At 57.0% G+C, this 25,459-nt stretch carries 23 protein-coding genes; 12 read left to right on the top strand and 11 right to left on the bottom strand.

Going from position 1 to position 25,459, the window contains the following annotated elements:
- Positions 1 to 27: 27 nt before the first annotated feature.
- The 8 genes from E3U32_RS21135 to E3U32_RS21170 form a co-directional block, all read right to left on the bottom strand.
- Positions 28 to 1,578, bottom strand: a complete 1,551-nt coding sequence (locus tag E3U32_RS21135; protein WP_134350364.1) for a methyl-accepting chemotaxis protein — start codon at positions 1,576 to 1,578, stop codon at positions 28 to 30.
- An 89-nt stretch (positions 1,579 to 1,667) separates the two neighbouring features.
- Positions 1,668 to 2,684: a LacI family DNA-binding transcriptional regulator gene (locus E3U32_RS21140; protein WP_134350365.1), complete on the bottom strand. Its 1,017-nt coding sequence runs from the start codon at positions 2,682 to 2,684 to the stop codon at positions 1,668 to 1,670.
- A 28-nt stretch (positions 2,685 to 2,712) separates the two neighbouring features.
- The gene (locus tag E3U32_RS21145) at positions 2,713 to 4,119 is read right to left on the bottom strand and encodes a sucrose-6-phosphate hydrolase (RefSeq protein WP_134350366.1); all 1,407 of its coding nucleotides are present in this window, start codon (positions 4,117 to 4,119) and stop codon (positions 2,713 to 2,715) included.
- Complete coding sequence (locus E3U32_RS21150) at positions 4,119 to 5,489, bottom strand: sucrose-specific PTS transporter subunit IIBC (protein ID WP_134350367.1); 1,371 nt, start codon at positions 5,487 to 5,489, stop codon at positions 4,119 to 4,121. Before E3U32_RS21150 ends, E3U32_RS21145 begins: the two co-directional genes overlap by 1 nt.
- Before the next feature lie 68 nt (positions 5,490 to 5,557).
- Positions 5,558 to 7,075 (bottom strand): carbohydrate porin, encoded by a 1,518-nt coding sequence (locus tag E3U32_RS21155; protein ID WP_134350368.1) that lies wholly within the window; start codon positions 7,073 to 7,075, stop codon positions 5,558 to 5,560.
- A gap of 173 nt (positions 7,076 to 7,248) precedes the next feature.
- Positions 7,249 to 8,139 (bottom strand): aminoimidazole riboside kinase, encoded by an 891-nt coding sequence (locus tag E3U32_RS21160; RefSeq protein WP_134350369.1) that lies wholly within the window; start codon positions 8,137 to 8,139, stop codon positions 7,249 to 7,251.
- Positions 8,140 to 8,228: 89 nt separating this feature from the next.
- Complete coding sequence (locus tag E3U32_RS21165; RefSeq protein ID WP_134350370.1) at positions 8,229 to 9,440, bottom strand: diguanylate phosphodiesterase; 1,212 nt, start codon at positions 9,438 to 9,440, stop codon at positions 8,229 to 8,231.
- 95 nt (positions 9,441 to 9,535) lie between these two features.
- Positions 9,536 to 11,017, bottom strand: a complete 1,482-nt coding sequence (locus E3U32_RS21170; protein WP_134350371.1) for an alpha/beta hydrolase — start codon at positions 11,015 to 11,017, stop codon at positions 9,536 to 9,538.
- A 266-nt stretch (positions 11,018 to 11,283) separates the two neighbouring features.
- Here E3U32_RS21170 and E3U32_RS21175 point away from each other — a divergent pair, with 266 nt between their 5' ends.
- Genes E3U32_RS21175 through E3U32_RS21205 form a run of 7 tightly spaced genes read left to right on the top strand, consistent with a single transcriptional unit; the run spans position 11,284 to position 18,118 of the window.
- Positions 11,284 to 12,138 (top strand): MurR/RpiR family transcriptional regulator, encoded by an 855-nt coding sequence (locus E3U32_RS21175; protein ID WP_134350372.1) that lies wholly within the window; start codon positions 11,284 to 11,286, stop codon positions 12,136 to 12,138.
- A 12-nt stretch (positions 12,139 to 12,150) separates the two neighbouring features.
- Positions 12,151 to 12,726, top strand: a complete 576-nt coding sequence (gene ddpX, locus E3U32_RS21180) for a D-alanyl-D-alanine dipeptidase (protein WP_134350373.1) — start codon at positions 12,151 to 12,153, stop codon at positions 12,724 to 12,726.
- 15 nt (positions 12,727 to 12,741) lie between these two features.
- Complete coding sequence (locus E3U32_RS21185; protein ID WP_134350374.1) at positions 12,742 to 14,274, top strand: ABC transporter substrate-binding protein; 1,533 nt, start codon at positions 12,742 to 12,744, stop codon at positions 14,272 to 14,274.
- A 23-nt stretch (positions 14,275 to 14,297) separates the two neighbouring features.
- Positions 14,298 to 15,320 (top strand): ABC transporter permease, encoded by a 1,023-nt coding sequence (locus tag E3U32_RS21190; protein WP_134350375.1) that lies wholly within the window; start codon positions 14,298 to 14,300, stop codon positions 15,318 to 15,320.
- Positions 15,317 to 16,210 carry a D,D-dipeptide ABC transporter permease gene (ddpC, locus tag E3U32_RS21195; protein WP_134350376.1) on the top strand — a complete coding sequence of 298 codons (894 nt, stop codon included), beginning with the start codon at positions 15,317 to 15,319 and terminating at the stop codon, positions 16,208 to 16,210. Before E3U32_RS21190 ends, ddpC begins: the two co-directional genes overlap by 4 nt.
- Positions 16,210 to 17,196: an ABC transporter ATP-binding protein gene (locus E3U32_RS21200; RefSeq protein WP_134350377.1), complete on the top strand. Its 987-nt coding sequence runs from the start codon at positions 16,210 to 16,212 to the stop codon at positions 17,194 to 17,196. Before ddpC ends, E3U32_RS21200 begins: the two co-directional genes overlap by 1 nt.
- Complete coding sequence (locus tag E3U32_RS21205) at positions 17,189 to 18,118, top strand: oligopeptide/dipeptide ABC transporter ATP-binding protein (RefSeq protein WP_134350378.1); 930 nt, start codon at positions 17,189 to 17,191, stop codon at positions 18,116 to 18,118. Before E3U32_RS21200 ends, E3U32_RS21205 begins: the two co-directional genes overlap by 8 nt.
- 21 nt (positions 18,119 to 18,139) lie before the next feature.
- Here E3U32_RS21205 and E3U32_RS21210 read toward each other — a convergent pair whose 3' ends face one another.
- On the bottom strand, positions 18,140 to 18,874 hold the full coding sequence (locus E3U32_RS21210; RefSeq protein WP_134350379.1) for a lytic polysaccharide monooxygenase: 735 nt from the start codon (positions 18,872 to 18,874) through the stop codon (positions 18,140 to 18,142).
- 331 nt (positions 18,875 to 19,205) lie between these two features.
- A complete protein-coding gene (locus E3U32_RS21215; protein WP_134350380.1) occupies positions 19,206 to 19,634 on the bottom strand; it encodes an OsmC family protein in 429 nt (142 codons plus the stop codon).
- 116 nt (positions 19,635 to 19,750) lie between these two features.
- On the opposite strand from E3U32_RS21215, the gene E3U32_RS21220 reads away from it, so the two are divergent.
- The gene (locus E3U32_RS21220; protein WP_134350381.1) at positions 19,751 to 20,710 is read left to right on the top strand and encodes a hypothetical protein; all 960 of its coding nucleotides are present in this window, start codon (positions 19,751 to 19,753) and stop codon (positions 20,708 to 20,710) included.
- 19 nt (positions 20,711 to 20,729) lie between these two features.
- Here the strand turns inward: E3U32_RS21220 and E3U32_RS21225 are convergent, their stop codons facing one another.
- Positions 20,730 to 21,605, bottom strand: coding sequence for a LysR family transcriptional regulator (locus E3U32_RS21225; RefSeq protein ID WP_134350382.1), 876 nt, complete (start codon positions 21,603 to 21,605; stop codon positions 20,730 to 20,732).
- A gap of 110 nt (positions 21,606 to 21,715) precedes the next feature.
- Between E3U32_RS21225 and E3U32_RS21230 the strand changes: the two genes are divergently transcribed.
- From E3U32_RS21230 to E3U32_RS21245, 4 genes are all read left to right on the top strand, one after another.
- Entirely contained in the window at positions 21,716 to 22,567 is an 852-nt protein-coding gene (locus tag E3U32_RS21230; RefSeq protein WP_134350383.1) for a Vmh family MBL fold metallo-hydrolase, read from the top strand.
- 232 nt (positions 22,568 to 22,799) lie between these two features.
- The gene (gene bdm / locus E3U32_RS21235; RefSeq protein WP_013096534.1) at positions 22,800 to 23,015 is read left to right on the top strand and encodes a biofilm-dependent modulation protein; all 216 of its coding nucleotides are present in this window, start codon (positions 22,800 to 22,802) and stop codon (positions 23,013 to 23,015) included.
- Between the two features lie 95 nt (positions 23,016 to 23,110).
- Positions 23,111 to 23,248: a stationary-phase-induced ribosome-associated protein gene (sra, locus tag E3U32_RS21240; RefSeq protein ID WP_008501714.1), complete on the top strand. Its 138-nt coding sequence runs from the start codon at positions 23,111 to 23,113 to the stop codon at positions 23,246 to 23,248.
- A 176-nt stretch (positions 23,249 to 23,424) separates the two neighbouring features.
- Positions 23,425 to 25,122: an NAD-dependent malic enzyme gene (locus tag E3U32_RS21245; RefSeq protein ID WP_134350384.1), complete on the top strand. Its 1,698-nt coding sequence runs from the start codon at positions 23,425 to 23,427 to the stop codon at positions 25,120 to 25,122.
- The last annotated feature ends 337 nt before the right edge of the window (positions 25,123 to 25,459 follow it).

A 25,459-nucleotide genomic window follows, 5' to 3' on the forward strand; every position in this document is an offset into this window, starting at 1 on the left:
CCCCCATAAGGAGCCTCCCTCACTAAATCAAGCCTGCACCGGCAAACTAAAACTCGAAATACTCCGTGAAAGCTGCTGCGCCTGCTCTTCCAGCGAGGCCGCTGCCGCGGCGGACTGCTGCACCAGGGCGGCGTTCTGCTGGGTCACGCCATCCATCTCGGTCACCGCCTGCCCGACCTGACTAATCCCGCGGCTCTGCTCTTCAGAGGCGACGGAGATCTGCTCCATCAGCGTATTCACTTTATTGACCGATGAAATAATCGAGTCAATCACCTCGCCCGAGCGGCTGACCAGCTCCGCACCGTTTTTCACGCTGGAAACCGACTGGGCAATCAGGCTCTCGATGTCTTTAGCCGCCACCGCGCTTTTCTGCGCCAGAGTGCGCACTTCACTGGCCACGACCGCAAAGCCGCGTCCCTGCGTGCCGGCGCGTGCCGCTTCTACCGCCGCGTTCAGCGCCAGGATGTTGGTCTGGAAGGCGATGCTGTTAATCACGCTGGTAATGTCTTCGATACGCTTCGAGTTCGCGGCGATGGTATTCATCGTGTCGATGACTTCGCGGGTCACCGCTTCACCGGTGTGGGCATTTTTCACCGCGTCCTGCACCAGTTTCCCGGCCTGATAGACGTTATCGGTATTGTTCGCCACCGTCGCGCTCAGCTCTTCCATGCTGGCCGCCGTCTGGGTTAATGCGGAAGCCTGCTGCTCGGTGCGTGAAGCGAGGTCGATATTCCCGGAGGCAATCTCCTGCGCTGCGTGCGTTACGGTATGGCTCGCATCGCGCACCTGGGCGATGGTCGCAAGCAGTGCCTGACGCATCTGTTCCATCGAGCTCATCAGATGATCGATTTCGTTATGTGCGCTCCCCATCACCGGCACCGGAATGTCCAGCTTGCCTGCCGCAATCTGGCTGCAGTGCTCGCGCGCCAGGTTTACCGGTGCAAAGACAAAGCGCTTCATCAGCAGGCTGACGGCGATAATCACCACCACAAACAGGCAGGCGATAGCGGCAATAATCACCAGGCCGGAGATGAAGTTACTGCTCGCATCTTCGTTCAGGCTTTTGGCATATTTCTGGTGGACGGAAAGCACCTGGTCGAGAACGATCTCGTACTGGCGGTCGAGGCGGGACACTTCCGGGATCAGCGCGTTAAATTTGGCGACATCGTGCGCCGCAGCGGCATCGATCAGCGGCGCCAGACCCTGGTTGCGGTAGTTTTGCCAGGCATCCTGATAGGCACTCACCAGCGGGGCTTCATCCGTCAGACGCGGCGACGCCATAAAGGCCGCAAAGGCGTGGTCCGCTTTGGTCAGCGCCTCTTTCACGGCGGCAAGCTTCGCAGACTCGTCTGCCGAGTTGCCTGCTTCCACCATCTTCACATACTCCATCACCCGAACGCGCAGCGTACGGCTATGGTTGATAGGGTCAATAATGGACAGCACAACCTGGATCTCTTTGTTGACGTTATCCAGGGAATTATTACTTTTAATGATGAGGCCAACGCTGGTGACAGTGCTGACAACAAAGAAGAAAAGCAGTGAGAACAGGACAATCAGGGACGACTTTTTCAACGACATAAACCAATACCTCAAGGAAAATTATTCCTTATGGTTATCGGCGCTTCCAAAACTTAAATTAATTAAAGTTATTGATGTATTAAGTCGGGCTATTTTGCTGACTTATAGCGTCGCTGCAGGGTGGCATCCAGTTTCCGCTGCAGCGGTTCCGGAGTCTCACCCTCAATCAATTTGCTAATCAAATCAAAGCAGTGCCACGCCAGCTGACGGTTATCCTGACGGATGGTATCCACGGGGATGGTCAGCGAATCGTAGAGATAGTGATCGTCAAAACTGGCTAACCTGATATCGCTTTGCAACAGGTTATGCTGGCCCATATAGCGCAGCACCCCTTCCAGCAGCCCGCAGGCGGCGGCGAACAGCGCTTTCGGCGGGCGCCCCAGGCGGGCGCAGAGTTCAGCAAACATCTCGTACCCGGAGCTCGGGTGATAGTTGCCGTGAATGATCCACTCCGGGCGCATCTCTACGCCAGCGTCACGAAGCCCTTGCCTGAACCCTTCCAGGCGGTCGCGCGTCGGGGATAAGCGGGGCTGCCCGCCGAGGAAGTAGAACTCATCAGGATGCTGACGCGCAATGTCGGCCACCAGTTCCGCCGTCGGGGTAATGGAATCGGTGATGACCAGCGGCAGCGCGCTGTCGTTGATGTGGCGGTCGAAAAGGACAACGGGCAGCTGCTCGCTCAGCTTGTGGTAGTCCGCATCGTTAAGCATGCTGGAGGCCACAATCAGCCCGTCCACCTGGCGCGCCACCATGTTGTTCACCACCACCGTCTCCTGCCCCGGGTTTTCATCGCTGCAGGAGATCAGCAGCTGAACGCCCGCCTCGCGGCACAGCGTTTCCAGCTCGTGAGAAAACACGGCAAAACCGTAGTTGGTGATCTCCGGAACCACCAGACCAATGGTGTGGCTGCGGTTATCGCGCAGCGACCGGGCGTGAATGCTGGGCTGATAGTGGTGCTCTTTTGCGATCGCCAGCACGCGCTCGCGCGTCTCTTCCGCCACGCGAAGCTCTTTGCTGCGCCCGTTCAGTACCAGGCTGGCGGTGGCTTTTGACACACCCGCCAGCTCCGCGATGTCTTTAATGGTGACGCGTTTTGTTTTTCTCACAACGACTTAGATCCGGCTGCCAAAACCCTCATTCTATCATGCAGGCGCGCAGCGACCAGTAGCGTAATGTGATGTCGGACGCACCTTCGAATCGCACCCGGGCCGGATGGTCAGGAAAATAGCGGCTGCTCATCACCCCTTCACCGTGATTGATGAATATTTCAACGCTGGAGCGGTCGCACAGGACGCGTAAATGACGGACGTCGCCCTGCCAGTAGCGGGTCAGCGTTTCACCGGTTTTCAGGCTCGCGCGTTCCAGACGCACGCCCTGCTCATCGACGGTGAGACGCAGCGCGCCGGCAAAATCGACGTTCGCGTGCGTTGCGCTCATCTCAAACTCCAGGCGCGTGGCGTCCAGTTCCGGTGCAGCGCTGGCATGCCCTTGCCAGTTTTGCTCTTCTTCGCGCAGCCCCGCCAGCTCGCGCACCGGGGTCTGCCAGAGTTTGCCGTCGCGATACTGTAATTCGCGCGGACAGGTCATCTGGTGCATCCAGCCGTGCGCCCGCGTGGGCTGAAGCATCTCTTCCCCGTCCGGTACGCCCATCCAGCCTATCAGAATGCGGCGACCGTCTTCCGCCAGCGTCGTTTGCGGGGCGTAAAACTCAAAGCCCGCGTCCAGCTCGTGCAGTTCGCCGTGATCGAATGCGACACTTGCATAGTCAAACGCCCCGCTCATCCAGGTGGCCGGATAGGTGTTGAGGTAGCGATGCGGCTCGCGCGCCAGCCCCTGCGGGCAGCAAATCAGGATGTGCGTTCCGTCGAGCGCGAACAGGTCCGGACACTCCCACATATACCCTGCGTCCGTCAGGCCGTTGACGCCGTGACCGGCGATTTCCCCGCAGGACGTCCAGGCGTGCAAATCGGCCGATTTAAACAGCAGCACTTTGCCGCGCTTTTGCAAATCCTGCGCGCCGAGCACCATGTACCACATCCCGTCGTGCTGCCACACTTTCGGGTCGCGCACGTGGCCGGTGTAACCTTCCGGCAGTGCAAGCACCGGCCCCAGCTTCGTGAAGGTACCGTCCGGCTGCTCCACGGCCAGGCACTGCCAGGCCGTGCGGCTGCCGTCGTCGAACTTGACGTTGCCGGTATAGCACAGGGTCAAAACGCCCTCATTATCCACGGCGCTACCGGAGTAGCAGCCGTTGCGGTCATATTCTTCGTCGGGCAGCAGCGCCATCGGCTCATGCTGCCAGTGCACCAGGTCCGCAGAGCTCCAGTGCCCCCAGCACTTAAAGCGATGCTCGCAGTCCAGCGGGTTCCACTGATAAAACAGATGGTAGCGGCCGGCAAACCAGATAAACCCGTTGGGATCGTTCATCAGCCCCGTCACCGGCGCGGGGTGCCATTGCGGATAATGGCTATCCGCAAGCGCCCGCGGCTGACCTTTCATAACGGCCTGCAGGATCGCAGGCCAGCGGGAAGGTAACGTCATTATTCAGAGTCCGTTTTATATTTCAGCAGCAGTGAGACGGTAAACGCCACGCCGAAGGCAATCACCATGCCGATAATATAGTTGAGCAGCGAGCTGGCCTGCACGATGGCCATGCCCGGAATGGCAGTCAGCCCGACGGCGGTCATGTAAACATGTACGGAGACCACCCAGGCACCGCCCACCGCGCCGCCAATCAGTGCGGCGATAAACGGTTTAACGAAGCGCAGGTTGATACCAAAAATGGCCGCTTCGGTAATGCCCAGCATCGCAGAAAACGCCGACGGCAAGGTAATGGCTTTGATTTTGGCATCTTTGGTTTTGAACCACACCGCCAGACAGGCACCGCCCTGCGCCACGTTCGCCATGGCCCAGATAGGCAGCAGGAAGTTAACGCCAATCGACGGATTCCCCAGCAGTCCGGCTTCAATGGCGTGGAAGCTGTGGTGAATACCGGTGATCACAATCACCGAGTAAAGTCCGCCAAACAGCAGCCCGGCCAGCCAGCCCGCGTGGGCGATAAGGGTGCTGAGAATAAAGGAAATACCATCCCCTAAGGCGCGCCCCGCCGGGCCGATAATCAGCAAGGCGATAAAGCCGGAGATAACGACGGTGAGGAACGGCGTCAGGATCAGGTCTAATGCGTCCGGGATCACGCGGCGCAGGTTTTTCTCCACCATGCTCATAAACCAGACGGCCAGCAGCACCGGGAATACCGTGCCCTGATAGCCGATCATCGCGATGTCAAGGCCGAAGAAGTTCATGGTGTGGAAGCCGGAGGCCACGCCCCAGGCGTTGGTCAGCGCCGGGTGGGTCAGAATGCCGCCCAGCGTCGCACCGAGATACGGGTTACCGCCAAACTCGCGCGCGGCGGTGAAGCCAATCAGAATAGGCAGAATGATAAACGCAGCGGAACTGCACATGTCCAGCATGATGTAGATGGCGTTATCCGCATTAACCCAGCCGTAGGTTTTCACCATGCCGAGCAGGCCCATCAGCAGACCGGACGCCACAATCGCGGGAATGATCGGCACAAAGATGTTAGAAAGCAAACGGGCAATACGCTGGAACGGGTTCAGCTTGCGCGCCGCCAGATCGGCAGCTTCAGATTTGCTGGATTCGCTAATCCCCGCCGCCTGAATAAACGCGGCGTAAACCTTGTTGACCACGCCCGTACCAAAAATCACCTGCATCTGTCCGGCGTTACGAAAACAGCCTTTTACGCCGTCAACCTTGCCGATAGCCTGCTGATCGGCAAGCGCGTCATCGACCAGCACCAGACGAAGACGCGTTGCGCAGTGCGCCGCGCTGGCGATGTTTTCTTTGCCACCGAGCAGCGGAATAAGCGCGCGGGCGATATTATCAAAATCCATAGATACCTCTGCCTGACTTCATTTTTTATGATGTTTGAACCGCTCCCGCCGGGCGGGAGCGGGTTGGGTTAAAACCAGGTTTCCATCTGGACCCCAAAGTTCCATTCCCCGCCGGCGTTGAAGCCGCTGCTGCCAAAGGCATCATCGCTGGCGTAATGATCCAGTTTGCTGCTCCAGTCCATCCAGGTGGCAAACAGGCGCAGCTCAGGACGGCTAAAGAAGTCGCCGATCTTGCTCGCTTTTAACGTTGGTGCAAAGGTCAGCTTGTAGAAACTCCCGTTGACGGCGTTCCGGTCCTTATAGCCTTCCGGATTTAAATCCATGTACTGATAGCTTCCCTCAAACGCCAGCGCGAAGTTCTGCGTAACCTCTTTAATCAGGCGGGTGTTGAGCGTTACCCACTCATAGCTATCGCCCTTGACGTAGCGATCTTTACTGCTCTGTGCCAGTACGGCGGGCGCAACGCTCCAGCCACCGCCGATTGGCGTGACACCGTAACTTGCAAAGCGCCAGGTATCTGCCTCAGACAGCAAGGCGCCGTCGGAGCCGATACTTTTCACCTCCGCACCCAGCCCGTGACCGTACAGCAGCGCCGTTTTGGCTGTCCCTTCCCGCAGGCCGTAGAAGCTCTCATTATGCAAGCCCACCAGCGCATGAACGCCGGTATTGGCGGCATCCGTTTTAATGAGATCGCCGTTGGTATCTTTGCGATCGTCGTTATCTTTCGCCCGCAGGCCGCTCACCATCAGCTGGAACGGGCCGGCGAAGTGGTTCATGCTCAGGATATAGTTCTGAACGTTATTGTCGGTCTGCTCCACGCTGCCGAAGTTGCGGCCATAAATAGAGAAGTTGCTGCGCAGCGAATCGTTCCATTTCACGTCGTAGACGCCGCCACCGGTACCGGCCAGGAACACCACGTCGGAATCCAGCCAGTGAATGTCAAAGTTGTCGCGGTCGAAGCGTTTACCCGCCCAGAAGGTGCTGCCCTTCAGCGCGCCGGTAAAATCAGGCAGATTGCCCAGCTCCGCGAAGGCCTGACGAATATTGAGATCGCTGGTATCGGCTGACCAGTCGTTATAGGTTCTCTGACCGTCGGCCAGCATCGCCTTGAAGCGCGTGGTCGCCCCGTTATCCAGGGTTTGCTTGTGCTCCAGGTTCAGCTCAACGTAGGTATCGGCTTCGTTACCCAGACGCCCTACTGCGCCACCGGTTTGGCCGGCTGGCGTCAGATAAGGACCGCTTTTGCTGCTGGACGCCGCATCATTCATCAGCAGGCCAGAACGAGCGTAGCCGTGGAACTCAAACCCACCGCTTTGATCCGCCTTCTTCTCCAGCGCGGTGGTGCGCTGCGCCACCTCCTGGGTTGTCGTTTGCGCCTGCTGCTGAGCAGTAACCAACTGCTGCGTTTTTTGTTCTGCTGCCGTGGCGCGCTTCTCAGCAACCTGCGCACGCGTTTCCGCGTCCTGAAGGCGCTGCTCCATTGCGGCAAGTCGCGCTTCGATACTGGACATATCCGTCTGGGCAAAAACAGAGGTACTACCGGCCAGCATGCCTATCATCACGGCAAGTCTGCGTTTTTTATACATTTTGTCGCATCCCTAAAAGAAGTCATTAAACGTGCTAAATTGCTAAACCGGTTTAGGCTGCTGATACTAAACCTCTGAATTTTGGATCGGCAATCTTTTTTGCTAAACCGTTTTAGTAAGTGTGATCGAGGCGACAATTCAGGCCGCCGGGTGGCGGCCAGTGAAAGGAGGAATTACAACTCGTGCTGCCAGGGCAACGCGGTCATTGCCCCTTTGGCGGTAGTGGCTAACGCGCCGCAGCGCTGGGCTAAGGCGATGACCGGCGTCAGGTCCTGCCCGGCGGCCAGACCGTAGAGCAGCCCCGCCACGAAGGCATCTCCCGCGCCGGTCGTATCGACGCACTGAACGGGGGTTGCCGGATAGTGTGTCACGGTACCCTCATTCCAGGCGACAACGCCCTCTTTACCCTGGGTGACCAGAACCAGACGCGCCGGGCAGCGCTGCATCAGCGTGTCCAGACCGACGTTTACCTGCACATCTCCGCTTAAAAACGCCAGTTCTTCGACGGAGAGTTTCACCACGTCGGCGCTTTGCAGGGCCTGCTCCAGGCAGCGGCGCAGTGCGTTCTCATCCGGCCAGAGATCCGGGCGAATATTGGGGTCAAAGCTGACGTAACCGCCCGCCTCACGAATGGCGGCCATCGCCTGAAATGTCGCAGAACGACTCGGCTCTGCGCTTAGCGCGATGGAACAGACGTGCAGCCACTCCCCGGCGCTGAACGACGGCAGATCGGCGGGTTCCAGAAACAGATCGGCGCTCGGGCGCACCATGAACGTAAATGAACGCTCGCCGTGGTCGTCGAGATCGACCACCACCGTCGAGGTGCGGTGCGCCGGGTCAAGGCGCATCTGGTGCACGTCGACCTGCTCATGCGCTAACGTCTTATACATAAAACGTCCGAAAGGATCGTCGCCAACCCTGCCGATAAAGGCGCTCCGGCCACCCAGCCGGGCAATACCGACCGCAACGTTTGCCGGTGCGCCGCCGGGACACTGCAGCAATCTGCCTTCTCCATCGGGCAGCAAATCCACCACCGCATCGCCAAGTACCCAGATTTTTTTCATGTGATCCTCTTAGCTAAACTATATTAAACCGTTTTAGCTATTTAAGCACAGGCAGGGCAAAGGGGAAATAACGGGGAAGGAAAATTGGCTTAACGCACCAGATGCGGCCAGTGAATATCACCGACGCCATTAATCTGCGGACGGGCAAACAGAAAGCCCTGGAAGCGGCGGATACCGGCAGACTCGAGCCAGCACCACTCCTCTATCTTCTCGATCCCTTCGGCCACCAGGGTGATTTCGAGGTCGGAACAACAGCTGACGATGGAGCGCACAATCGCCTGTTTCGGGCCACTGAGGTGAATATCGCTGACAATTTCCCGGTCGATTTTAATTTTATCCGGCTGGAACCGGGTCAGCAGGGAAAGACCGGCGTAGCCAGAACCAAAATCATCAATCGCCAGGCCAACCCCCTCACCGCGAAGCTGCTTGATGGCGCTATTAAACTGGTTGAAGCCGGAGATCATCTCGTTTTCAGTAACTTCAATGACCACCTGCTCTGGCTGCAGCCCATGTTTTTTAATCTCACTGACCAGGAATTCCACAGCGTTGGGGATATTCACCAGCGACATGGGCAGCAGGTTGACCGCAATTTTATGGCTGCCAATACCCAGTTTTTCCGCCAGCGCAAAGGCATACGCTTTTGTCTGGAGATCGACTTCGTAGATTTTGTCCGGGTCGAGGGTGCTGAAGAAGTGCTCCGGACTGCCGCCGTCGTTGCCGCGGATGAGGGCTTCAAGGGAGCTGATCTTCCCTTCCGAAGGCTCGACAATGGGCTGGAGCGCAAACTGACAGGACTGACCGGCAATCAGACCCAGAGACTCGCCAAAGGGTAACGCTTCGGGTGAGAGCGTCCATTTTTCAGGAATGTAGCGTGCTCCCGACGGGACCGGACGTTTGCCCATAATAAACGTCTGAATGAATTTGAACACCCGGTCATCAGAGGTCAGATAGCTTTCAAGCTTGCTGTAGTGCAGAACCGACTGCAGCACCTCTTTCGGCGACTGCGTTTGCAGATCGAACAGCAGCATACCGACATTTTCGAAGCGTCTGCGCGGGCCATAGTCCCGCATCAGTTCAACCACCCCACTGTGCCGCTTGTCCTCGCGGATGGTATGGAACAGCTTAACCACACTCTCTTCCGACCCTTCGAGGATTTGCAGGACATCACTCCCTTTTGCAAGGAGTACGCCGGTAATATTCAGTTTTGCGTTGCGGCCCCTGGCGCGCTCCACCAGCTCCCGCAGTTCAGTGGACTGGCGGGATAAATTCAACTGGCTTCGGTAAATCAGAGTCGTCAGCACAAAAATGGGTTCCGATAAGAAAGAGAGGTGCCTTGAAGCTACTATTTAACATACTTAATCAATGCGACCTAACATATTCACGTCACAAGGGAACGTTACTTTTCCCCGTCCCCGATCCGGCTGTCGATCCTCTCCTGCATATAGTCGTAGAACGGGTTCGAGGTGACCCGCATGAGCGCCTCTTTCCCGACGCTCAGCACGGAGGTCTCTCCCCATAGCGCAATCGTCCCCAGGCTAATGCCATAGCGGTTTTTTACGCCTGGTTCGCGGCCATAGAGAGTGTCATCCGGCGGGAACGGCACGGCAACGTGCGACAGTGAATAGACATCCTGCGGCCAGGACTGCGCGAGCGGCACGACCGTCTCCCGTGTGCTCCCTGCGGGGGTTATTTTTGCTACTGTCGAAAAACTGTGATCGCCAGCATTGGTGATAACCGTGACACTGTAACGCCTTTGCGCCACCGGCAGCAGCGCCGAGGTGGCCGTCCACGACGACGGCTTGAACAGCGGGCGGAAGCTGGCAGCCTGGTTGATGTCAAACACCACCAGTTCGCTGCCGTTTGCCGGAAGCTGGTCAAACAGACCGGTGACCACCGCGCGGGTGCTGACCGTGGAATCCATGACCGACTGGAATGCCAGCACCGGTGGGAGCTGTGCCAGCCGCTGCTCACGCGCCGCGCGGCCAATCTGCTCCTGCAGGGCTTTCGTCAGTAGCCACGACTGGCGGGCGGCGTTCACCGGGAAAGAATTGTATTTATACGGGTTATATTCCGGGGAGATATTCAGCCACGCCGCTTTGGCAAATGCCGGCAGCAGCGCCGGTAGCCCGGCGAAACCGGCAAACCGCGCAAAGGCCGTCACGCCGATCATCGGTGAGAGCAGTATCACCTGCTGCGGTTTACGCAGCGCAGACGAATCCAGTGCATCGAGGGCATATTTCATCGCCAGCGCCCCACCGTTGGAGTAGCCCACCAGGTGCAGCGGCACATTCTCCCCCGCCAGACGCGTGGCTTCCCGCACCGCAAGGCGCGTCGCCGCCTGCCACATCTCCCAGTCAACGCCGGTCAGCGCACCGGGCGCGGTGCCGTGTCCTGGCAGGCGCGGGACAACGGCCACAAAGCCGCGCTGCTGATAGTTCATGGCAAGGTGTTTAACGCTGTAAGGCGAGTCCGTTAAACCGTGCAGCAGCACTACCGCGCCGCGCGGCTTTCCGGCTGGCATCAGCACAAATGAGCGGTTGGCATCGGGCGAAAACTGACCGGGCCAGACCAGGCTCTGGCGATAATAGCGGTTTAGCGGCGTGCGTTCTTCGCGCTCTGTTTTGGCCGTCACCGCCTTATCCAGATCGGCGAAAATGGCGTTTTCCCGGGCGATATATCCGGCAAAATCGGCGTTATCCAGATCGCGGACGGACATCTCATCGGCCCGCCAGGTATGCCACAGGTGCAGTTCCGGCCCCTGCTGCGAGAGATACACCCGCACCGCCAGCAGGACGATCAGCACGATCCCCGCGACCATCGCCATTTTCTTTGCAAGCGCTAACAGGCGCACGCTGACTCGCCAGGGCAAATTCGCCATGCCGGGATCCCTTTTATATTCACAGTGCTTCTATCTTATCAAAAATGTGAACGGACTGACGTATTCACCAAATTCATACCTGACGCTTCAGACAGTGCACCAAAAGTGAACTACGATGCACAAATGTTGATCAGTGGTTAATCAAATATTGCATGAAATTTGCTCCACAGCGGGTTCTTACCGTCTTGTGAACATGGCACGCGTCGTGCATTGTTAAACCGATAACACAAATTCGAACATTGACAGCCTGTTAACAGCGAGGCGGTATGACGACGAAACCTGAGATGTTGAGCCGTATCGAAGCGACCTTCAGCCAGCTCACGCCCAGCGAAAAGCGGGTCGGGAGCTGGCTGCTGGCGCACGCCGCGCAAATTCCGTTTGAAACGGCGGAGAGCGTGGGTCTGGCGAGCGGAACCAGCGGGATCACCGTCGGGCGCTTCCTGCGCAAGCTGGGGTATCGCAACCTGGAAGATGCCAAAAAGAGCCTGCGCGACCCGTATCAGCCCTGGGGCATGAGCGAGCGGCTTGACTCCTGGCAGCAGCAGCGCCCCCTGCCCAACCGCCTTCAGCACGCCCTGTCTCTGGAAGTGGATGCCATCACGCAGGTGTATCAGCTGGCGCAAACGGACGCCTTCCGTCAGGTGGTACACAACCTGGCCCACGCGGACGCGGTGTTTGTGCTGGGGATCCAGTCAACGCGCGGGATTGCCAACGCCTTCTTCAGCCACCTCGAGTACCTCCGCCCGCGCGTGAGTTATTCGGAAGGGGCATCCGGGAGCTGGGTTGAATCCCTGAACTCGGGATTTTCGCATCCCTACGTCGTGCTGACCGATACGCGCGCCTACTCCGCGATGGCGCGCCAGTACTGCCGCGTCGCGAGCGAAAAAGGGATTCCGCTGGCCTTAATCACCGACATCTGGTGCCCGTGGGCGCGGGATTACCCGATTGATTTGCTGCAGGTGAAAACCGATACCGGTCATTTCTGGGATTCACTTGCCCCCGTGAGCTGTCTGTTCAACCTGCTGCTGTCGGGCGTGGTGGAAGCGCTGGGTGATGCGCTTCCGGCGCGCCTGGCGGTCAACCGACAATTACAACAAGAGTTTGGACAATTCGAACGCTAAAGGAGCGGAACTATGCCCGAAGAGAGTGAACTGATTGATGTGGCGAAGACATTCCCCACGCTGCATATCGATCTTAAGTACGCCACCGCCGACAACATTACTGGCCGCCCGATCTATCAGGAGGCGTTGTGCCTGCTGCATATCGATGCCGCCACCGCGCTGGCAAAAGCCATCAGCATTGCCACGCTGGCCGGGCTGAAGCTGGTAGTCTACGACGCCTATCGGCCGCAGCAGGCGCAGGCCCAGCTGTGGGATGCCTGCCCGAATCCGGAATATGTGGTCGACGTGGCGATTGGCTCTAACCACAGCCGCGGTACGGCCATCGACGTCACGCTGATGGACGAACATAACGCCGTGCTGGATATGGGCGCCGGTTTTGACGAAATGCACGACCGTTCGCATCCGTATCACCCCTCCGTGCCGCCGCACGCCCAGCGCAACCGTCTGCTGTTGAACGCCATCATGTTCGGCGGCGGTTTTGTCGGGATCGGCAGCGAATGGTGGCACTTCGAATTGCCGAATGCCGCCAGCTACCCGCTGCTTGATGACCGTTTTGCCTGTTTTCCACTGACGCACACCTCTCTTTGAACCTGGAGCACTGCAATGAAAACATCGCTTCTCTCGACCGTAATTGCCGCCACACTGGTCCTGAGCGCCCCGCTGGCGCTGGCTGCCGTCCCGAAAGACATGCTGGCGATCGGTAAAGCCGCCGACCCGCAAACGCTCGATCCTGCCGTGACGATTGATAACAACGATTGGACCGTTACCTATCCGTCCTACCAGCGTCTGGTCAAGTACAAGCCAGGCTCTACCGAGGTAGAAGGCGATCTGTCGACAGGCTGGAAAGCGTCCGACGACCAGAAAGAGTGGACCTTTACCCTGGGGGATAACGCGAAATTCTCCGACGGTACGCCGGTCACCGCGGAAGCGGTGAAACTCTCCTTTGAACGCCTGCTCAAGCTCAGCCAGGGGCCGTCCGAAGCCTTCCCGAAAGACCTGAAAGTTGATGCCGTTGATGACCACACGGTGAAATTTACCCTCAGCCAGCCGTTCGCGCCCTTCCTGTATACGCTGGCGAACGACGGGGCTTCCATCATTAACCCGACGGTGCTGAAGGCCAATGCCGCGGACGACGCGCGCGGGTATCTGGCGCAAAACACCGCCGGTTCCGGGCCATTTATGCTGAAAAGCTGGCAGAAAGGCCAGCAGCTGATCCTGGTGCCGAACCCCCACTGGCAGGGCGACAAGCCGCACTTTAAGCGCGTATCGGTGAAAATTATCGGTGAAAGCGCCTCCCGTCGGCTGCAGCTTTCCCGCGGTGACCTGGATATTGCCGACTCCCTGCCGGTCGATCAGCTCGCAGCCCTGAAGCAGGAAGGGAAAGTGGCCGTCGCGGAATACCCCTCGCTGCGCGTCACTTATCTGTACCTCAACAACAGCAAAGCCCCGCTCAACCAGGTGGATTTACGCCGGGCCGTCTCCTGGGCGACGGACTACCAGGGCATGGTGAAAGGCATTCTGAGCGGCAACGGCAAGCAGATGCGCGGCCCGATCCCGGAAGGCATGTGGGGCTTTGACGCCACGGCAATGCAGTACAGCTTTGACGAGGCCAAAGCCAAAGCAGCTCTGGAGAAGGTTAAAGACAAGCCCGCCAGCCTGACCTTCCTCTATTCGGACAACGATCCCAACTGGGAGCCTATCGCCCTCTCGACCCAGGCCAGTCTTGGCAAGATCGGCATTAACGTCAAGCTGGAAAAACTGGCCAATGCCACCATGCGCGACCGCGTCGGCAAAGGTGATTACGACATTGCCATCGGCAACTGGAGCCCGGACTTTGCCGACCCGTATATGTTCATGAACTACTGGTTTGAATCAGACAAAAAAGGGCTGCCGGGCAACCGTTCGTTCTATGAGAACAAAGAGGTCGACTCATTGCTGCAGGCCGCGCTGAAAACCACCGACCAGGCGGAACGCACCAAAGATTACCAGCAGGCGCAAAAGGTGGTGATTGACGAAGCAGCCTACGTTTATCTGTTCCAGAAGAATTACCAGCTGGCGATGAACAAAGAGGTCAAAGGCTTCACCTTTAATCCGATGCTTGAGCAGGTGTTTAACATCGCCACCATGAGCAAATAACGGTTCTCGCCGGGGGAAAGTGTATGACGTTCTGGAGCATCGTGCGCCAGCGCTGCTGGGGGTTACTCCTGGTGGTGGCGGGTGTCTGTATCATCACCTTTATTATTTCGCACCTGATCCCCGGCGATCCGGCCCGTCTGCTGGCCGGAGACCGTGCCAGCGACGAAATCGTGCAGAACATCCGCCAGCAGCTTGGGCTGGATCGGCCGCTGTATATTCAGTTTGGTCGCTACGTGGACGCCCTTGCCCACGGTGATTTAGGCACGTCCATTCGTACCGGACGTCCGGTTGCCGAAGATCTGAAGGCCTTTTTCCCCGCCACGCTGGAGCTGGCCTTTTGTTCTCTGCTGCTGGCGCTGGTCATCGGCGTGCCGCTGGGGATTTTGTCAGCGGTGTACCGTAACCGCTGGCTGGATCATCTGGTGCGGCTGATGGCGATGACCGGCATCTCCACCCCTGCGTTCTGGCTGGGGCTGGGCGTGATTGTGCTGTTCTACGGGCAACTGCAAATTCTGCCCGGCGGCGGCAGGCTGGACGACTGGCTCGACCCGCCTACGCACGTTACCGGCTTTTATCTACTGGATGCGCTGCTGGAAGGCAACGGGGAGGTCTTTTTCAATGCGCTTCAGCACCTGATTTTACCCTCGCTGACGCTGGCGTTTGTTCATCTGGGCATCGTGGCGCGTCAGGTCCGTTCCGCGATGCTGGAGCAGCTTAGCGAGGATTACATTCGTACCGCCCGCGCCAGCGGCCTGCCCGGCTGGTACATCGTTCTGCGCTACGCCCTGCCGAATGCGATGATCCCGTCGATTACCGTGCTCGGGCTGGCGCTGGGCGATCTGCTTTACGGCGCCGTGCTGACCGAAACCGTCTTCGCCTGGCCGGGCATGGGGGCCTGGGTGGTGACGTCCATTCAGGCGCTCGATTTCCCCGCCGTGATGGGCTTTGCCGTCGTCGTTTCGCTGGCCTACGTGCTGGTTAATCTGGTGGTCGATCTGCTTTACCTGTGGATTGACCCGCGAATCGGGCGCGGAGGTGCCGAATGATGTTAACTCAGGAAACGCCCGTCCCGGTTAAAACCGCCAGACAACGCATCAACTGGGCAAAGCTGTTCTGGATGCTGCGTCAAAGCCCGCTCACGATCGTTGGCGGCGTCATTATGATGGCGATGCTCTTTCTGATGGTAGCCTCACCGTGGATCGTGCCGCATGACCCGAACGCGCTGGATCTCACCGCCCGACTGCAGGCGCCGTCTGCGCAGCACTGGTTTGGTACCGATGAGGTGGGACGCGATCTGTTCAGCCGGGTACTGGCAGGCAGCCAGCAGTCGATTACCGCCGGGCTGGCGGTGGTGGTGATTGCGGGCGGCATTGGCTCGCTGCTGGGCTGTTTGTCCGGCGTGCTGGGCGGACGCGGCGATGCCATCATCATGCGGGTGATGGACATAATGCTCTCCATTCCCTCACTGGTGCTGACCATGGCGCTGGCCGCCGCGCTCGGGCCGAGCCTGTTCAACGCCATGCTGGCGATTGCGATTGTCCGCATTCCGTTCTACGTCCGCCTGGCGCGCGGGCAAACCCTGGTGGTGCGCCAGTTTACCTACGTTCAGGCCGCCCGCACGTTCGGCGCATCCCGCTGGCATTTGATCAGCTGGCATATCCTGCGCAACGCCCTGCCGCCGCTGATTGTGCAGGCCTCCCTGGACATCGGCAGCGCTATTCTGATGGCCGCCACGCTGGGGTTTATTGGCCTGGGCGCGCAGCAGCCCACCGCCGAATGGGGCGCAATGGTGGCCGTTGGCCGTAACTACGTCCTGGATCAGTGGTGGTACTGTGCCTTTCCCGGTGCGGCGATTTTGATTACCGCCGTCGGCTTTAACCTGTTTGGCGATGGCATCCGCGATCTGCTGGACCCGAAATCGGGAGGAAAACAGTGATGACCGAACCGGTATTACGCATTGAAGACCTGCACCTGAGCTTCCCGGTGTTTCGCGGGGAGGTCCACGCGCTGAACCACGTCTCGCTGGAGATTGAAAGGGGCGAAATTGTCGGCGTAGTGGGCGAATCGGGATCGGGTAAATCCGTAACCGCCATGCTCGCCATGCGGCTGCTGCCGGAAGGGAGCTACCGCATTCATCATGGTCAGGTGAAATTACTCGGCGAAAATGTCCTGACAGCCTCCGAGAAACAGCTTCGCCAGTGGCGCGGTGCCAGAGTGGCGATGATTTTTCAGGAGCCCATGACCGCACTCAACCCAACGCGGCGGATTGGCAAACAGATGGTGGAGGTGATCCGCCAGCATCAGCCACTTTCGCGGCGTGAGGCGCAGCAAAAGGCGATAACTCTGCTGGAAGAGATGCAAATTCCGGACGCGAAACAGGTCATGGAGCGTTATCCCTTTGAACTGTCCGGCGGGATGCGCCAGCGGGTGATGATCGCCCTTGCCTTCTCCTGCGAGCCAGAGCTGATCATCGCCGACGAACCGACCACCGCACTGGATGTCACCGTCCAGCTGCAGGTCTTGCGGCTGCTGAAGCATAAGGCGCGGGCCAGCGGCACCTCGGTGCTGTTTATCAGCCATGATATGGCCGTGGTGTCGCAGCTTTGCGACAGAATGTATGTGATGTATGCGGGCAGCGTGATCGAAAGCGGTACCACGCAGACGCTGATCCACCGCCCTGTGCATCCCTACTCCATTGGCCTGCTGCAGTGCGCACCCGAAAACGGCCAGCCGCGCGATCTGCTTCCCGCCATCCCCGGCACGGTGCCCAACCTCAGCCAGCTTCCGCAGGGGTGCGCTTTTCGCGAGCGCTGCTTTGCCGCCGGGGCGAAATGCAGCGAAACGCCGCGCTTACAGCCCAATGGTGCAGAAGGCCAACAGGCTGCCTGCTGGTATCCGCAACGGGAGAAACACCATGTCTGACGTACTGCTGGAACTGGATAGCGTGCACGTGAACTTTGCGGCGCGCAAAAACTGGCTGGGACGCGTAACGGAGCAGGTCCATGCCCTCAACGGGCTCGACCTTGAGATCCGTCGGGGGGAAACGCTCGGCATTGTCGGGGAATCCGGCTGCGGGAAAAGCACGCTGGCCCAGCTGCTGATGGGCATGCTTAAGCCCAGCACCGGCGCATGCCAGCGGGCGCACCACGCGGGCGGCATGCAGATGGTATTTCAGGATCCGCTCTCCTCTCTCGACCCGCGCCTGCCGGTCTGGCGCATCATCACTGAGCCGGTATGGGTGCAAAAACGCAGCAGCGAGCGGGAACGCCGCCAGCTGGCAGAAAACCTGGCGCTGCAGGTTGGCATTCGCCCGGAATATCTCGACCGGCTTCCGCACGCCTTCTCCGGCGGGCAGCGCCAGCGCATCGCCATTGCCCGGGCGCTCTCGTCCGATCCCGATATCATCGTGCTCGATGAACCCACTAGCGCGCTGGATATCTCCGTGCAGGCGCAAATCCTCAACCTGCTGGTGACGCTACAGCAGCAGCGTAATCTGACCTACGTGTTAATTTCGCATAACGTCTCGGTGGTCAGACACATGAGCGACCGCGTGGCGGTGATGTACCTTGGGCAGATTGTGGAGCTGGGCAGCGCCGCGCAGGTGCTTGGGGAGGCACGCCATCCCTATACCCGCCTGTTACTCGATTCGGTTCCCCGCACCGGAGAACCGCTGGATGAAAAACTGGCCTTACGCAAAACGGATCTTCCCGGCAACCGACATCTGCCCGAAGGCTGTTTTTTCCGTGACCGTTGCCCGATGGCAACGCAGGGATGTGAACGCCCGCAGCCGCTACAGCCCTCATCCGGGGGCCGTAGCGTGCGCTGCTGGCGCAATGTGGATTAATTGCCGCGTGGCGCGGCAATTTTACCCGGCTGTATTTTTCAGGATCACATCACTGCAACTGAAGAAGGTCTCGCGGGCGGGATCTTCATGACGTGCCCAGGCAATATATATGATGGCTTTCTTGCCGGTGGTATAACCTTCCGGTAGTTTGACATCCAGTTTGTAATGTCCTTTATCAGGGTCAGTTTCATCCGGAATAGCTGTAGATTTCACATCAGGAGATTCCAGTAAATCTGACCATTTTAACTTGCTGGTGGTGGGGTCAAAATCAGGTTTACTTATATACACAGTAAACACACTCGGGTCGTGCATCTTGCTTGCTATATAATCCAGCACGACGTGACCATTTTTTACATCCAGTTCAGTTGTGTACCAATCCGCACTGGGCAGATTAATGCTTTTATAATCCTCAATGCCCGCAGAACATAATTGCTCGTCTGGCACCTTCGTTTTCCATTGATCTTTAGGGGCATTTTGAGAGTAAGCATTCCAGTTATTAAACAACCGCTCTCTTTGCCAGTTCTCATTGCCTGCGGCCTCATATGCCGCCTTGCAGGCCGCATTTTTAATACCCCCACTACCACCACCGAAATCTTTTTGATTATAACAATAATACTGACGAGAAGGTGGCACGTTTGATGTGCCATGCCTTGGTGCAGGGACTGCCTCAACTTTTTTTGCAGCTTCAGCCATGGAAAGTGAACTAAAACCAGAAAACATCATAATACAGCCAATAGTCAGAGCTGAATATTTCATAACATCCACCTTGTAGTAAATTGATGTATTAACAACTGCGCTATCAGTATAGACAGAAGAATCAATATACAACCAAAAATAAAAAACAACGCCTCTTTGTAAATTTATTACCCACTATAATTAAGGGGGTGGATATCATATATTATATATAACCACCAGCGTTCAGGCCCTGGTATTTATATTGTTTAAATAAATATAATAGATAAATTATTTAATTATGAAATAATATCGAAATAAATTAATTTATATCGGCATACTCGATGCAATGGAAATACAGTGAATGGTTTTTTACCGCATGGAAGGAATAGCCGGGCCTTGACCCGGCTCTGGCTTAGTTGAATTTATAGTCCAGCGTAATCTCGGCTTTCAGGAGCTGCGAAACCGGGCAGCCCGCTTTCGCTTTCTGAATAATGCCATCAAACTGCTGCGGCGCGATGCCCGGAACGGTCACCTTACTATTCAGGGCAACCTTAGTGATGGCAAAGCCGCCGTCGGTTTTATCCAGCGAGACGTCCGCCGTGGTATCAATGGAGTCGGCGGTATAACCCGCTTCGCCAAGCATCAGCGACAGCGCCATTGAAAAGCAGGCCGCATGTGCTGCGCCAATCAGCTCTTCGGGGTTAGTCCCCTTTTCACCCTCAAAGCGGGTATTGAAACCATAAGGCTGTTGATTGAGAACGCCGCTCTCGGTGGATACCGTTCCTTTTCCGCGCTTAATGTCGCCAGACCAGTGTGCCGAACCGTGCTTATGAATAGTCATTCTTGCTCTCCTTTTGGCTTACAAAGGGTTAAGTATAGACTACGCATCTGACCCACCCTGGAACACAGAAAATTCCAGGTCTTTCACCTGCTGTACCGACAAAAAAGGATAATAATATGACGCTAAAAATCAGGATGGCCGTTGCGGTAACCACACTGGCTCTATCGCTGTCTTCACTGGCGAAAACGCCGGAAAACTTTATCTATACCAGCTCCGGCGATCTCGATGCGGCGTTTCCGCTTGTTGCGCGAAGCGACATCGGCGGCGTGCAGATCGTTTACAACTGGCGCTTGCTTGAACCCGAGAAGAACAAGTATGACTTCTCGCGCATTGAGCAGGATCTGGCGCGTCTTAAGACTGCCAGGAAAAAGCTCTTCATCCAGATTCAGGATCGTTTCTTTGAGCCTAATGCCCGCTACGTGCCGGATTATTTGATGCACGATAAGCAATATGGTGGCGGGATTGCACCGCAGTTCGATAACCCCGGCGAAGGAAAGCCAGTCGGTTCAGGATGGGTGGCGCGTCAGTGGGATCCTGCCGTGCGCCAGCGCTACCAGGCACTGCTGACCGCTCTTGCGAAACGCTTTGATGGTGAGGTATATGGGGTAAACCTGCCTGAAACCGCCATTGATATCGACGAAAAAAATCCGCCCGCGGGGTTTACCTGCGACAGCTATTTCGCGGGTGAAATGGAAAACCTGGCCTTTGCGCGTAAGGCTTTCCAGAAATCACATGTGGTGCAATACGTGAACTTCTGGCCGTGCGAATGGGATAATGACCACAACTACATGGGGCGTCTTTTTGCCTGGGCCAGCGCCAACAACGTCGGCCTGGGTGGGCCGGACATTGTTCCCAACCGCAAGGCACACATGAAGAATGCCTATCCCTTCTTCAATAAAAATAAGCAGACGCTGCCGCTCATCGCGATGGCGGTTCAGGAACCGACCCTGACCTATAAGAATCCTCAGACCGGTAAGCCCTTCACCAAAGCTGAGTTTGATCGGTTCGCTGAAAACTATCTCGGAGCCGATATTATTTTCTGGAGCACGGCCTCTCCCTGGCTAAAGGCAAAGTAAGCGACGGTGAACGCCGCGCTCATGCCAGGTGCCGGGCCAGTTCGTCAAGGAACACCCGCAGCGCGGCAGGTTGATATTCCCGGGACTGATAAATGCCATGGATGGCAAGCGGTTTCGGTTCCAGCGCCTCCAGTACCGGCACCAGCAACCCCTGCTCCAGCGCGGCACGCGCTTCGCGCTCTGGCAGCATAGCGATACCGCAGTGCTTAATCGCCGCGTCCATCAACAGCGAAGAGATGCTGGCGCTCAGGTTGCCGCTGACGGCCACGCTCAGGCTTTCCCCTTCCGGCGTCAGGAAGTGCCAGGACTGTCCGGCGAAAAAGCTGTAGTGCAGGCAGTTATGCAGCGCTAATTCTTCAGGGCTGGCGGGCGTGCCGCGCTGTGCCAGATAGTCCGGCGAAGCGCAGAGCACCGAGCGACATTCCCCCAGCCGGCGGGCAATCATCCCGGGCTCGGGGTTGTCGGTAATGCGCACGGCAACATCAATACGCTCACCCACCAGGCTCACCGGGTGGTTGTTCACGTCAAGCTCAACGCGCAGCTGCGGGTAGCGCGCGAGCAGGCCGGGCAGGACCGGCGCAATCAGGTGCATGGCGGTAAAGTGCGCGCAGGCCACCCGCAGGGTGCCTGACGGAAGATCTTTCTCCGACTGGCCTTCAATTTCCTGCGAGATCTGCGAGAGCGTCCGCGTTTTTTGCAGCACCTTTTCTCCTGCCGCGGTCAGCGTCAGCTTGCGCGTGGAGCGGTTTACCAGCCGTGTTCCCGCCCACTTCTCCATTTGTTCAAGGTAGCGGCTTACCATCGGTCGGGAGATACCCAGCGCGCGGGCCGCCGCACTCAAACTTCCCAGCTCGCATATCCGGTTGTAGACCTGAGCGGCAATAACGCGATCCATATAAGCTCCATTTGCTCGATTTATGAAACTAAGCATGTCTTGTTTCAGGAATTCTGGCAAATGCGAATATCCGTACAATAGAGACATTCCTGAACAACAGAGACAACAGCATGAAACTCACTCACTTTGCCTTACTTTCCACCCTTATCACTCCGGCCGTGTTTGCCGCACCGTTGAACGTTGATACCTACAACCCGCAGGAAAAAGGCATTTTCGCGGTCTCCTCCACGCTGGTTTCCGGCCCGAAAGAAGCGGTGCTGTTCGACGCGCAGTTCAGCGTGAAGGATGGCAAAGCGCTGGTAGAGAAAATTCGCCGCAGCGGTAAAACCCTGAATAAGATTGTGATCACCTCCGGCGATCCTGATTTCTATTTTGGCCTGCAGCCGCTGGTCAAAGCCTTCCCGAATGCCAAAGTGGTGGCCACGCAGCACGTGGTTGACCACATCAAGGCCACCAAAGACGCCAAGCTTGCCTTCTGGGGCCCGCAGATGAAAGACGGCGCACCAACGGAGCTGATTGTCCCGCAGGTGATTGCCTCCACCACGTTTATGGTTGATGGGGAAAAAATCGATATCGAACAGCCAGACAGCTACGCGGCCTATGTGTGGATCCCGTCTGCGAAAACGATCCTCGGCGGCACCGGTGTAGCATGGGGGATTCACGTCTGGACGGCAGACACCCAGACCCCGGAAAGCCGTAAGCAGTGGCAGGAAACCCTTGTGAAGATGGCTGCGCACAAACCAGAACGCGTGATCCCTGGCCACTATCTGGGCACCCCGCCGGCGGGCGCTGGCGCGATTGATTTTACCCGCGACTATCTGCAGCGCTTTGAAAAAGCCTTAGCCGCACATAAAGATTCTGCAGGCATCATCAGCACCCTGAAAAAACAGTATCCCGGCCTGGCGGAAGAGAGCTCGCTGGAATTAAGCGCCAAAGTCAATACCGGCGAAATGAAGTGGTAATTTAAAATCTGCTCCTGCTATATATTCGTGATAGCAGGAGCATCCTCATAATATCCCCGCCGTTACCCTTCGATATAGCCACACCTTTTAAAAGCACATAAAAGCATGCACTTATGTCATTTTTATTTCTAAGATGAATCTGAGCCACAACCGGGAAAATATTTGCCATTCTGTTTATGAATTAAATTTTTTGCGAGCCGTACCATTAAACAGACAACGACACGGAGGCAGCATGTTTACTTATTACCCGGCTAATACCGCAGCAGCACAACCTGAACTCGTTAACGCGATTGCGCAGGGTCTTCACGCCGAGCACGGTGCTGTGACTGAAGATGACATTTTGATGGAACTGACCAAATGGGTGGAATCCACAGATAATGACATCCTCAGTGACATCTACCAGCAGACCATTAACTACGTCGTCAGCGGGCAAAACGCACCATTGTAAAAACCTGCTAAGCTGGATCTGCAACCTAAGGGGTTACATTTCGTTTGCGTAAGCAAACTGGTCCTTAAAACTATCAACAGGATTGAGGAGTTAACATGAAATCGAACCGTCAGGCACGCCATATTCTGGGACTGAACTACAAGCTTTCTAATCAGCGCAAAGTGGTGATTGAAGGCGACCATGAAACGCAAGTCACTCACGCCACCGGCAGAAAACGCCACGCGGGCAAGTAAGTTCCAGACTGAGATCCAGAACACCATCGGTAATCCCGATGGTGTTTTTGTTTATGTGTTGCGGTAATTAATATTTAGCTCCTTTATAATACCGCCTGACCGAACCCCATCGCACAGGCCAGAAAGATGACAAACAGCAGTGCCAGGGACGGATCTTCATAAAAAGAGTGAGTGACATGGACAACAAACTGAAAAAACATCGTTCCTTATATATCCCATACGCCGGACCGGTTTTACTCGAATTCCCCCTGCTCAACAAAGGCAGCGCCTTCAGCATGGAAGAGCGCAGCAGCTTTAACCTGCTGGGTTTACTGCCAGAAGTAGTTGAAACCATTGAAGAACAGGCAGAGCGCGCGTGGATCCAGTATCAGGGTTTCAAAACTGAAATCGACAAACACATCTACCTGCGTAACATTCAGGACACCAATGAAACCCTCTTCTATCGCCTGGTGCAGAACCATCTGGAAGAGATGATGCCGGTGATCTACACCCCGACGGTGGGTGCGGCCTGCGAGCGTTTCTCAGAGATCTACCGCCGTTCACGCGGGGTATTCATCTCTTATCAGAACCGTCACAACATGGACGATATTCTGCAGAACGTGCCGAACCACAATATCAAAGTGATTGTGGTGACCGACGGCGAACGTATTCTCGGCCTTGGCGACCAGGGCATTGGCGGGATGGGGATCCCAATCGGTAAACTCTCTCTCTACACCGCTTGTGGCGGCATCAGCCCGGCGTATACCCTGCCGGTGGTGCTGGATGTCGGTACCAACAACCAGCAGTTGCTTAACGATCCGCTCTATATGGGCTGGCGTCATCCGCGTATTACCGACGACGAATACTATGAGTTTGTCGATGATTTCATCCAGGCCGTGAAGCACCGCTGGCCGGACGTGCTGCTGCAGTTTGAAGACTTCGCGCAGAAAAACGCGATGCCGCTGCTGAACCGCTATCGCGATGAGATCTGCTCCTTTAACGACGACATCCAGGGCACTGCAGCCGTGACAGTGGGTACGCTTATCGCCGCCAGCCGCGCGGCCGGCAGCCAGCTGAGCTATCAAAAAATCGTCTTCCTTGGCGCAGGCTCCGCGGGCTGCGGTATCGCCGAGCAGATTATCGCCCAGACGCAGCGCGAAGGCCTGAGCGAAGAGCTGGCCCGCTCCCGCGTCTTTATGGTTGACCGCTTCGGCCTGCTGACCGACGGTATGCCGAACCTGCTGCCGTTCCAGACCAAACTGGTGCAAAAGCGCGATAACCTGAAAAACTGGGATACCGACAACGAAGTGCTTTCCCTGCTGGACGTGGTGCGCAACGTGAAGCCGGATATCCTGATCGGCGTTTCCGGGCAAACCGGTCTCTTCACCGAAGAGATTATTCGCGAGATGCACAAGCACTGCGAACGCCCTATCGTGATGCCGCTCTCTAACCCGACCTCCCGCGTGGAAGCGACGCCGCAGGACATCATCGCCTGGACCGAAGGTAACGCGCTGGTTGCCACCGGCAGCCCGTTCGATCCGGTGGTGTGGAAGGATAAAACCTATCCGATTGCCCAGTGCAACAACTCCTATATCTTCCCGGGCATTGGTCTGGGCGTTATCGCCTCCGGCGCGTCCCGCATCACCGATGAAATGCTGATGTCGGCGAGCGAAACCCTGGCGGGCCACTCGCCGCTGGTCAATGACGGCGAAGGGCTGGTGCTGCCAGAGCTGAAAGACATTCATAAGGTGTCGCGCGCTATCGCCTTTGCGGTCGGTAAAATGGCGCAGCAGCAGGGTGTGGCGGTGAAAACCTCTGCCGACGCGCTGCAGCAGGCCATCGACGACAACTTCTGGAAGCCTGAATACCGCAGCTATCGTCGTACCTCGATTTAACTCTGCGCTTCAACCGTTCCCTCTCCCTCTGGGGGAGGGTTAGGGTGAGGGCAACAGACCGCACCATCGAATACCCACTAGCCAAACCCCTTTTCCCCCGCTACACTCCTTTCATCCATTAACCCACTGAATATATAAGGAGGCCAATTATGCTGTACTGTGAAATTTTCAATGTTTCACATACATTTGGTGATCGCACCAGCTCAAGCGTTATCGGTATCGTGCTGCGATAACTTCTGCTTGAGCGAAGACACCAACCCCTGAAATCCCTTCTCTCGGGCTTACTGAGTTATCGTCAGCGATGTTTGACGAGGCATAAACATGCCTGTAACTCTTG

The sequence above is a fragment of the Lelliottia nimipressuralis genome (assembly GCF_004402045.1).
GTDB classification, from domain to species: domain Bacteria; phylum Pseudomonadota; class Gammaproteobacteria; order Enterobacterales; family Enterobacteriaceae; genus Enterobacter; species Enterobacter chinensis.